Annotated in this window: 10 protein-coding genes; 5 read left to right on the forward strand and 5 right to left on the reverse strand. The window is 50.2% G+C overall.

Going from position 1 to position 10,539, the window contains the following annotated elements; translation table 11 throughout:
• Positions 1–429 precede the first annotated feature (429 nt).
• Positions 430–1,353, reverse strand: coding sequence for an MlaD family protein (locus tag QZ310_RS13155; protein ID WP_297073626.1), 924 nt, complete (start codon positions 1,351–1,353; stop codon positions 430–432).
• A 104-nt stretch (positions 1,354–1,457) separates the two neighbouring features.
• Positions 1,458–2,600, reverse strand: coding sequence for an N-acetylmuramoyl-L-alanine amidase (locus QZ310_RS13160; RefSeq protein ID WP_297073629.1), 1,143 nt, complete (start codon positions 2,598–2,600; stop codon positions 1,458–1,460).
• Positions 2,601–2,737: 137 nt separating this feature from the next.
• On the opposite strand from QZ310_RS13160, the gene QZ310_RS13165 reads away from it, so the two are divergent.
• Positions 2,738–3,724: a hypothetical protein gene (locus QZ310_RS13165; protein ID WP_297073631.1), complete on the forward strand. Its 987-nt coding sequence runs from the start codon at positions 2,738–2,740 to the stop codon at positions 3,722–3,724.
• A gap of 225 nt (positions 3,725–3,949) precedes the next feature.
• Here QZ310_RS13165 and QZ310_RS13170 read toward each other — a convergent pair whose 3' ends face one another.
• Positions 3,950–4,573 carry a porin family protein gene (locus QZ310_RS13170; RefSeq protein ID WP_297073634.1) on the reverse strand — a complete coding sequence of 208 codons (624 nt, stop codon included), beginning with the start codon at positions 4,571–4,573 and terminating at the stop codon, positions 3,950–3,952.
• A 207-nt stretch (positions 4,574–4,780) separates the two neighbouring features.
• On the opposite strand from QZ310_RS13170, the gene QZ310_RS13175 reads away from it, so the two are divergent.
• A complete protein-coding gene (locus tag QZ310_RS13175) occupies positions 4,781–5,977 on the forward strand; it encodes a C1 family peptidase (protein WP_297073636.1) in 1,197 nt (398 codons plus the stop codon).
• 103 nt (positions 5,978–6,080) lie between these two features.
• Here the strand turns inward: QZ310_RS13175 and QZ310_RS13180 are convergent, their stop codons facing one another.
• A complete protein-coding gene (locus tag QZ310_RS13180; RefSeq protein ID WP_297073639.1) occupies positions 6,081–7,085 on the reverse strand; it encodes a DMT family transporter in 1,005 nt (334 codons plus the stop codon).
• 214 nt (positions 7,086–7,299) lie between these two features.
• Here QZ310_RS13180 and QZ310_RS13185 point away from each other — a divergent pair, with 214 nt between their 5' ends.
• Positions 7,300–8,376: a hypothetical protein gene (locus QZ310_RS13185; RefSeq protein ID WP_297073641.1), complete on the forward strand. Its 1,077-nt coding sequence runs from the start codon at positions 7,300–7,302 to the stop codon at positions 8,374–8,376.
• Positions 8,377–8,402: 26 nt separating this feature from the next.
• On the opposite strand, the gene QZ310_RS13190 is transcribed toward QZ310_RS13185, so the two are convergent.
• Positions 8,403–8,996 (reverse strand): Maf family nucleotide pyrophosphatase, encoded by a 594-nt coding sequence (locus tag QZ310_RS13190; RefSeq protein ID WP_297073643.1) that lies wholly within the window; start codon positions 8,994–8,996, stop codon positions 8,403–8,405.
• Between the two features lie 202 nt (positions 8,997–9,198).
• Here QZ310_RS13190 and QZ310_RS13195 point away from each other — a divergent pair, with 202 nt between their 5' ends.
• Together QZ310_RS13195 and QZ310_RS13200 are read left to right on the forward strand one after the other, a co-directional pair.
• The gene (locus tag QZ310_RS13195; RefSeq protein WP_297073646.1) at positions 9,199–9,561 is read left to right on the forward strand and encodes an MmcQ/YjbR family DNA-binding protein; all 363 of its coding nucleotides are present in this window, start codon (positions 9,199–9,201) and stop codon (positions 9,559–9,561) included.
• Between the two features lie 114 nt (positions 9,562–9,675).
• Positions 9,676–10,539: hypothetical protein (locus QZ310_RS13200; RefSeq protein ID WP_297073648.1), on the forward strand; the 864-nt coding region annotated here is incomplete at its 3' end.

Below are 10,539 nucleotides of genomic sequence, written 5' to 3' on the forward strand. Positions count from 1 at the left end.
TTTTGTTATTTTTATTTAAGCTGGTGATGGAATCTCCATTGGGACTTCGCAGCTTCCTGATTGCCATCCGGGTAATATTTTTGGCTGCCATCCGGTTAATATTTCCTGATTGCCTTCCGGGTAATATTTCCTGACTGCCGTCCGGTTAATATTTCCTGATTGCCATCCGGTTTATATTTTCTGCAAAGATAGGCATACGTTCCTGTCAAAAGGTGCGATAATGCAAAACTGAGGATAAAATTAAGGCCAAAGAACGAGCAGCAAACCTTTCGTTCTTTGGCCTTAATTTTATGAGATTTTTGGCCTTAAGAGTTATGAGTTCTTTAATCTTAAGATATTCCTTTGAGCCTAAGACTTATGAATTCCTTAGCCTTAATTTTAAGCGTATCCTCTGTGTTTTTTCAGATAAGATTCCGGGAACAGGCTTTATCAGAATATCTTGATGGAGGGGATATAGCGTTTGGGTTGTTTTTTGAGGTCGCGGAGGATGCTGTCGACATCGGCGGCGCTGTTGTTGAGATTGTGGTAGAGCGAGGGGTCGTTGAGGAGAAGGCCGAGAGTCGAATTGGTTGAGTTGAGCTGTGCGGTAGCCTCGTCGAGATGAGCTGTGATGCGGTTGATATTGCGCATGGTCGAATCAAGAGGCATCTCCTTCAAATCTTCCGAAAGGACAGCGAGAGCGGCTGAAATCTGTGTGAGATTAGCCGAGAGATCCTTGACATTGGCCATCGTGCCGTTGGCACTGTTGACAAGCATCGGGACACCCTTCATGGCTGCATTGAGATGGTTTGTCGACACTTCAAGATTAGCCATGATATTGTCAAGACGCTTGATTGAGCTTGCGAGAGCAGGATCGGTGGTGAGTGTAGTCAAAGCCACGACGAGCGAATCGATATGGGGAGCGATGGTCATGATCGAAGGCATCAGCTCATTGCCGAGCTTGTCGACCATTCCGCCCATTGTCTCACCTTCAAGCCTGGCACCGACCTCGCAATATTCAGTGCCGGAAGCCATCTTAAGCTCCACGCTCGAAGTGCCGAGCATATCGGTGACGATTGCAGCCTTTGTGCCCACCGGAACACGGAGCTGCTTGTCGAGACTGAGTTCCACAAGCACATGGCCGGGATTATCGTACTCATAATTGATTTCGCGTACAAGACCGACCTTGAATCCGTTGAGGGTCACAGGCGCGGACTGTGTGAGCCCCGCGACGTTTGTATATGAGGCGTAATAATAGTTGGCTGACTTGAATACATTGATACCCTTCAGGTAGTCTATACCGAAGAAAAGTATCAGCAGCGAGAGCAACACGCTTGCTCCGATGATGAGTTCCTTAGAGAATTTTGTTTTCATAATCAGTTGGTAAGTCTATGGCCGTATGGCTGATTAGTTTGATTGATGACTGAATTGAACCTGGAGAGGGGTTGGGATTATTTTGAGGATAATATTTTTCAGAATCACTTCACTCGTTTGCCGTCGCGGGTCTTTATGACGAAGGCGTCGCCGAAAAGCTTCTTGACTTTTTTCAGACCTGCGTTGGCTTCCGACATGGAGGAATATTCACCGTATGTGTATTTATATGTCTTGCCGTCCTTATAGTAATCCACAGGAGAAAGGCCTTTCAGATGGGAATCTTTCTTCTTCAGGACTGTCGGCGAGGTGAGGAACTGGATTTTATAGACAACCCCTCCGGCGTTTACCTGAGACTTCGGAGTGGCAGACTCGGATTTTGCAGCTTTCCCGGCAACTTCCACCTCCGTTTCGCGCACATCCTCCGTGGTCGGAATGACTTTCGAAGAAGAAGACGACGACGAGCGCGACGAACTGTTCTTGCGGAAACGCTCTATACCGTTGTAGATGGCGCGCGCAAGTTTCTCCTGTCCTGCCTCTGAAGCCATGAACTTCTCCATGCGCGGATTGCAGATATAGTCAAGCTCAACAAGGATTGCAGGCATACTGGTCCCGACAAGCACCCAGAACGGAGCTTGACGGACACCGTTGTTCTTGCGTCCGGCTGTACGGACAAGCTCATTCTGCACAGCTTCTGCAAGATCAATGCTCTGGTCCATGTTGGAATGTTGCATCATCTCGAACGCGATATAGCTCTCGGCCGACGATGGGTCGAAGCCTTCATACGTTGTAGAGTAGTCCGATTCAAGCTTCATCACGGCATTCTCGCGCATAGCGACACTCAGGTTGGTATCGCTCTTCTTGAGACCGAGCGTATAGACCGCAGCACCATTGATGGTGGAGTGCATCGGTGATTTCTTATCAATTGAGTTGGCATGGATCGACACGAAAATGTCGGCCTTCTTGCGCTTGGCGATATTGGGACGCTCCTTGAGGGTCACGAAATAATCACCGTCGCGGGTCATTTCGGCCTTTGCATCCTTCATCTTTGAATTGATGAGCTTCTGAAGTTTCTTTGCCACAGCCAGATTGACGGTCTTTTCATTGGTGCGCCGTCCGAGAGCGCCGGCGTCCTTACCACCATGACCGGGATCTATCATGACAACGAATTCCTTGTCAGTCTCCGCATTGGCGACCACAGGGAAGAGCATAATGACAATGAGTATTTTTATGATTTTTGTCAGTGACATGCGGGTAAATTTCTCAGACAAATTTTAGGCAAAGTTAGCAAAACTCTCCCTAAATGCCATTTATTGAATTAAAATTTATGCAGAAATGCCAAAAATTAGCTACTTTTGAACAATCATACCCATATAGATTGTTCATTATGGCTACATATATTTCACTTTTGAAATCCATGCGGAGCAAGGCCGGAAAGATTGCACTACCTGTCCTTGCCGCTCTCATGACCGCAGCACTCCCCTCATGCGGAGGTGCGGACGAAGCCGTCACGCCTATAAGCGTCCACAGGCTCGACCATGCCCTGCTGTCGTGCAATCTCTCCGACTCCACGCTCCTCCGTCCTGCCGAAGTTCTCTTCCGGCTCTCCGGCTACGGTGAATTGAACGATTCGACTCTTGCGGTATATGCTGCGAATCCGTCAATCAACATGCTTGCCCACGCCACCGATTCCGTATGGAAAAACACGGAAGCGTTCAGCAGGCCTCTTGGAAAGATGAAAGCCAATTTCAACCGCATTTTTCCGGATGTAAGCTTTCCGGGAGTCTATGCAATCATCTCTCCCTTCAATCAATCGGTCTTCACAGCCGACAGTTTGCTCTATGTCGGTTTAAACCACTATCTCGGTGCCGACTATCCTCCATACGCCTACTTTCCGGACTATATCCGCGTCCGCAAGACACCGGAGCGACTCATGCCCGACATAGCAGAGACCATCCTGCGCAGGGATTATCCCTACGCCCCGCAGGAGGAATATCCGACAGTGCTGTCGCGCTTACTATATGAGGGTGCGCTCATAGAGGCCGAGATGCAACTTGCGGGTGTAAGCGAGCAGCAAGCCCTCGGCTATGATGACTCACAGATGGAATGGCTAATGAAAAACGAGCGACAACTGTGGGAGACTATTGTCGGGAGAAAATACCTGTTCAGCACAGACAGTCAGCTTGCAGCCTCATTGGTGAATCTTGCGCCGTTCACATCGGTATTCGGACAGGAGGTCCCCGGAGCTGCCGGCCGCTTCATCGGACACCGCATCGTCAATGCCTATCTCGACAACCGCGCCATCCCCATCCCGCAGCTCCTCACTCCCGACTTTTATGAATCGGAAACAGCCCTGCAGGATGCGAGGTATTGAGGAGGGGGCTAGCCTAATAAGTTAATAAGTCTAATAGGCCTAATAAGCCTAATAGGGCCAATAACATAGAAAAAAGCCGATAAGGCAGCGAAGAGCTGCCTTATCGGCCTTATTTATTATCAGGCTTATTGGGCCTATTAGACTTATTGGGCTTATTAGGCTTATTAGGCCTATTAGACTTATTTAACTTATCAGCCCTATCAGCCCTATTAGCCTTATTATCCCTTAAAAATAGTATGCCACACGGATATCCCATGTGCGGTTGCGGGCGCTGTAGTCGGTGAGGACTTTGGCTTTCATCGTGTAGGTCATGCCCCAGGTATAGGAGGCCGTGAGCTGCCAGCGCTTGAAAATCTCTGCACCGATACCTGCGGTCAAACCGAGGTCGCCACCGGAAAATTTGATTGCGTCACACTTCGTATGACCGGCCTGGATATTGAATACCGGACCACCGAAAACAATCGGTGCAAGATAGTCCTCGAAGCCCTGCATACGGGTGTATTTGAATTTCAGATTAAACGGAATCTGGATGTTGTGGACATTGATGCGCTCCTTCGAGGCATAGCCCTGCGACTCCCACATCGGGTAATCACCGAGATTGAGCGTGGCACCGAGCATCTCGTAACGCAGACCTATGTCGATACCGAAACCAATACCGGGAAACATCATTTCACCGTTGATACCGGCCGACGCACCAACGGCATCACCTATGGTCAGGATGTCCTGCTTGAATTTCAGAGTATTTACATTGACACCGGCGATCGAGCCCCAGCGGAACTGGGCATTGGCTACACTTGCGCCGCAAAGCGCTACGACGGCTATCAATAATGTGATAAGTTTTCTTTTCATGAGGAAAAATTACGGGGTAGTATGAATTTTTTGTGGAGAGTATATCCGATAATAAGCGCACAAAGTTACAACTTTTTCTTTAAAATCCTTGAATTGCCATAAATTTATAATAACTTTGCAATAGATATATCACACCTTGAAAATACCAACGGAGAAATATTCTAAAATTCATACACAATACAAACTCATCAACCATCAGTCACAGCAATGAAGAAATATTTATTCGGAGCGATGGCTCTCTGTGTAGCTCTCGGCGCACAGGCCAAGGACAAGAAAACCGAAGACGACAAGACCGGAGGCTTCAAATTCACAGATGTCAAGGTCGTGAAGACCACCCCCGTGAAGGATCAGAACAAATCGGGAACATGCTGGAGCTTCTCGGGCATCTCTTTCCTTGAAGACGAAATCCTCCGCAAGACCGGCAAGGAAGTCGACCTCAGCGAGATGTTTGTCGTGCGTCACTGCTACAACGACAAGGCCGACAAATATATCCGCATGAACGGTACCATCAATTTTGCCCAGGGTGGCAGCACCCTCGACGTTCCATACGTCATGGTGAACTATGGTCTCGTTCCCGAAGAAGCATACCGCGGACTCGAATACGGCGCTGAAAAGCACGAACATGCTGAACTCAGCGACGCCTTCGGTGCGTTTGTGAAGTCAATCAACTCCAACAAGACCAAATCTCCCGCTTGGAAGAAGGCATTCGGCGGTATGCTCGACGCATACTTCGGCCAGCTCCCCGAATCGTTCCAATATGAGGGCAAGACCTACACCCCGCAGAGCTTCGCACAGTCGCTCGGCATCAATGCCGCCGACTATGTGCCCGTGACTTCATTCACCCACCATCCCTTCTATCAGCCTTTCGCAATCGAGGTTGCCGACAACTGGCTCTGGGAGAAATACCACAATGTCCCCATGGAGGAAATGAAGGCTATCGTCGACAATGCCATCGACAACGGCTACTCTGTGGCATGGGCTGCAGACGTCAGCGAACCCGGCTTCAAGTGGACAAACGGCTATGCTGTAATCCCCAAGAAAAAGACAGCCAACGACCTCTCAGGCACCGAGCTTTCACGTTGGGTGAAACTCAGCGACCGTGAACGCGAGGCTGAGGCCAACAAAATCGACGGTCCCACAGAGGAAATCACCGTCACTCAGGAACTCCGTCAGGAAATGTTTGACAAGCAGGAGACCACCGATGACCACGGTATGGTAATCGTCGGCAAGGCTGTTGACCAGAAAGGCAACAAATATTATAAGGTGAAAAACTCATGGGATACCAACCAGATTTACGACGGTTTCTTCTATGTATCCGAGCCTTATTTCCTCGCCAAGACTCTTGACATTCTCGTGAACCGCGAGGCTATCCCTGCTGAAATCGCAAAGAAAATGAATCTCTAAGATTTTCTTAAAGTCTATATCCAATTAATTTAATAAGGAACAGGAAAGATCCGGAATACCCGCAATCTTTCCTGTTTCTTATTTTTTATATCTGTTTGTCTTTTCACTTGCCGGTTGTCGATGGTGCTGATGTGGCTTTGAGGCGTTGCAATCGTTTTGCCCGGTTGGTGATAAGCATTCCGGCGATGATGACGACCATAGCCAACACCTGTATCCAATGGATTTTTGCAATGCCCATGATGACCGAGGCGATTGTCGCAACCACAGGCAGGAAATACTGATAGATGGACACCAATTCACTGCCTATCAACTTCTCAGCGGGATTGATGAGGAAATAGGCCAGAAATGTCGGACAGAGAAGAATGAAGGCTATGCAGGTCCACGGTTCCCAGTCGGTCGTATGGAAAATCTCGGCCTTGGGTAAGGACGGGAGCAAGAAAAGCATAGGTATACACGACATGAGAAACACCCATCTCAACATCGACACCGGACGGTAGCGATGCATCGGGCCTTCGAGAATCACGAGATAAAAGGCATAGCAAAGGGTTGATGCAAGTGCGAGACAATCGCCAAGCAGATTGTTGCTCCCCTTTTCGCCTGAGTGTTGGGTGACTATGACGAGAAACGCACCAATGAATCCGACAATGATTCCGCAAATTTCAAGCCACGACGTGCGCTTATGCTGGAAGAAGATTCCGATTAGAACCACAAACACGGGCGGGAAAGTCATGATGATTGAGACGTCAATCGGGTCGGCATAGCGGAGCGAGAGATTGAATAGATACATGAACAGAAACAATCCGCCTGCGCCTCCGAGAGCGATTCTCAGATAGTCATGCCGCTGTATCCGGTCGGTCTTTATGAAAATCGAGGCAAGCCACATCAGTATGCATCCGCCCCCGAGTCGGAATATTGTCACGTCGACCGAACTCATCCATTCCGGAATCAGGATTTTGACCACCGGGATGTTGACACCGAAAAAGATTGTGGAAATCAGGATGAAGAGGTTGCCTTTAAGCAAATCGGCCACGCTTCGCGGCTGTCCGATCGGCGATGGAGAGCCTCCTGCCGGCTGCGCTTTGGATTGGGATGTGTTTATATCTGACATTGGAATTGTAGAGTTATATATGTTGTAGCAAATGGCGGGGCATTCTGCTCCGTCACGATATATTAACATCACCACATCTCCTTCTGTTCCATTTTTTGCAGTGATTAACCCTTCACGATGCAATCAGCGCAGACAATTTCAGAAACCCGCGTCAAATACTTAACTTTGCAGTGGATTTACAATATCACACCGAACCCACAACAGCAATCCAATTATGAAACTCCATCTGTTCAATCCTGAAAACGACCTCGCGCTCGGACTTGGATGCCGCCACTACACTCCCCCACCTCATGCCGCTGCCATCCACCGTGCGGGTGCATTGCTCCCTATGTGGTGGGCCAATGAGGACGACCTCGTTTTGGCTCCTGCAGAACTCAATGAGGAGGCCGACATGCTTGCCCGACAGTTCGGACTTCACGGACGCATCGCCGAACCGGCGGATGTGACGGAGGTCGAGCCGTGGGGATGGAGTCTTGACGCCAAACGCCAGTTTTTGCGCGCCGGAGTCAAGGAAAGCGTATTGCCGACCGACGAAGCCATCGAACGCATCCGACAGTTGAGCCATCGCCGAAGTTCCATCGCCATTGTCGAAGGTCTCACAGGCGATTATCCCGTGGCTGTGGAGACAACTGACCCTGATGTGGTCGTGGAGATGGAACGCTCCCATCCCGGATGCTTCATCAAGTCACCTTGGTCGGGAAGCGGACGCGGTGTGTTCTGCGCACGGTCGCTCGAAGCCGACGCGCTCAGGCGACGCGCCGAGGGTATAATCCATCGTCAGGGAAGTGTCATGGTGGAACGCGGTTTGGACAAGCTGACCGATTTTGCCTCTCTATTCCTCAGCGATGGACAAAAGGTTGAATTCAAAGGGCTGTCGGTCTTCTCGACAGAAGCCCGAGGAATGTATAGCGGTAATATCGTCGCTCCACAGGAATATCTGTGGGATAAGATTGGTCAGGAAATCGACATCCGTACGCTGAGAAGCGTCATCCGGCAACAGGAAGATATTCTGACTGACCTCATCGGCAACGCTTACTCCGGATGGATGGGCATAGACATGATGACTTATCGCGACAGTGGCGGGATAAGACTCATGCCCTGCGTCGAGCTGAATCTGCGCAGGACAATGGGTGTTGTCGCGATGCAGATAGCCTCACGGCTCAACGTCACCACTCCACGCTTTCTCGCATGGGAGCATCAACCGGGGGGTAACAGCGCGCCGACCTCACCGAGCGGTGAAAGTCAGATTCTTCTCCCTCCGGCCGCAGGTTTCACACTGCGGCTAACCTGACGGCATATCTCAGCCTCTCGCTGTCGTCAATCAATCGTTTTAAGCAGGGAGTACAGGCGCTGGACTGGAAGTCCCATCACATTGTAGAAACTGCCGTTGATACCCTTTATGCCTGCCGCACCGATCCACTCCTGAATGCCGTAGGCGCCTGCTTTGTCAAGCGGACGGTAGTGCTCAACATAATATGCGATTTCCTCATCAGTCAACGGTGCGAACTCCACCTCCGACTCGGCACTGAATGTGGTCATTCCCTTGGATGTGCGGACAGTCACACCTGTTATAACCTTCTGAGTGCGTCCCTGCAGACGGGCAAGCATGGCGCGCGCATCGGCCTCATCGGCAGGCTTCCCAAGGACCTCTCCGTCGATGATGACGACTGTGTCGGCCGTAATGACAAGTTTGCGCTCATTTTCAGAAAGCGGATAAGCCCCTGCCTTCAGCCGTGAGAGATAGGGAGCGACCTCCTCGGCGGTCAAACCTTCGGGGACAGTCTCGTCGACAGGATGGGAAGTGTCCACACGGAAGTCAATATCAAGCATGGCGAGAAGTTCGCGGCGGCGAGGCGAACCGCTCGCAAGTATCACTTCGTAATCTTTGAGATTTTCAAGAGGATGGAACATAGTGGATATTCGTTGTTATGGATTCCAACAAGGCAATGGCAAACTGCCCTGAGGAATATTGTTTATCGGGTGCAAAATTAGGCAAAAAAGAAGTTTTTGACTAATTTCGCGCAAGCAAAAAGCTAATCCTGCCGGTATCCATTGTGCATTGAGGATGTCGCAGCATTGTCTTACCCTCAGATAAATCACAAAGAATCTGCCCATGAATGTCGAAGAATTCCGTGAGTTCTGCCTGTCGCTTGGCGACGTGACCGAAAAAATGCCTTTTGGCAAATTCGCCGCCCGCTATGATTCCATCTTGGCCTTCTATGTGTCGGGCCACATGTTCTGCTTCATCGACATTGACGATTTCAACTACGTCGACGTGAAGTCGACACCCGAACGCATTGAGGAACTTCGCCGCGACTACACTTCCGTAGGCAATCCCATCAACCAAAGCCTCCGCCATTGGATAAAACTCTACTTCGATGGCGACATTCCCCTCTCTGTGATAACCGACTCTGTCCGCAACGCCTACGGAATCATAAAGGCAAAATACGCCCCTAAGCCCCGATGGAAACCATGAGGCAGTAATGACAGGCCTCAATTTCGGAGCGGGGATAAGACTAAATAAGGTTAAAACACTCCTATTTATCAGGAATTTGGGATATATTTGCAGATAGAATATATTTGCAGATATATGAAAAAGCTCCTCTCTTTAGTTTCCGCAAGCATAGTGACTTTCATGGTTTCCGCTCAGACAGAAACCATCGACTCCGTCAGCCCCTCAGTTTCACCTTCCGTCCACGATGGCATCCACAAATCCGGTGACACACCTCTGCAACTTCAGCCCGACTCAATTTCCGCTGCTCCCCAACAACTGCCATCGCCGGATTCCATCACAGGCCCGACTGTACCTTTTTCATCTACGGGTGGTCCACAATCCGATGCGGCCACCGGTGAGCTGTCGCTCCCGCGCCCCTATCCCCAAAATCTTAGACCATTCACCGTCAGCGTCCCTACTGACGGAAGGATTTACCTTTGGCAAAACGGAGGCATTTTCGGAAGCGGACGACAAGAATCAATGCCCGGGCTTATGGCAATTGAAAGTGGTTCGCTGATATTCGTGCAGCAACTCGGACGCTTCACCTTCACCGCCCACGGCGACGCGGTGAAATATGCTTACTTCGGCGGCCTGCAGACATCCTACGGTTTCGGCGGCTCACTCAGCTATCAGTTCAGCGACCGCGTCAGTATGACCATATTCGGAAGCTACTATACCCCTACCGGTGGCATGACTCCCGCCATGCTCGGCTACACCTCCATTCCGAATTTCGGAGGATATGTCGACTATAATTTCTCAGGCAGATGGGGCGTGAAAGTAGGCGCACAGGCCTACCGCTCATCCATGACCAACCGCATCGAAGCCCAACCCATCGTCACACCCTACTACAAAATCTCCAAACATGCAGAAATCGGCATCGACGTGGGCGGCATCCTCTACAACGTAATCAAAAACACCCGCAACCGCCCATCCCGCATCAACCCCACCATCCCCCCACCC

It is taken from the genome of uncultured Duncaniella sp. (assembly GCF_910577345.1).
Taxonomy (GTDB): domain Bacteria; phylum Bacteroidota; class Bacteroidia; order Bacteroidales; family Muribaculaceae; genus Duncaniella.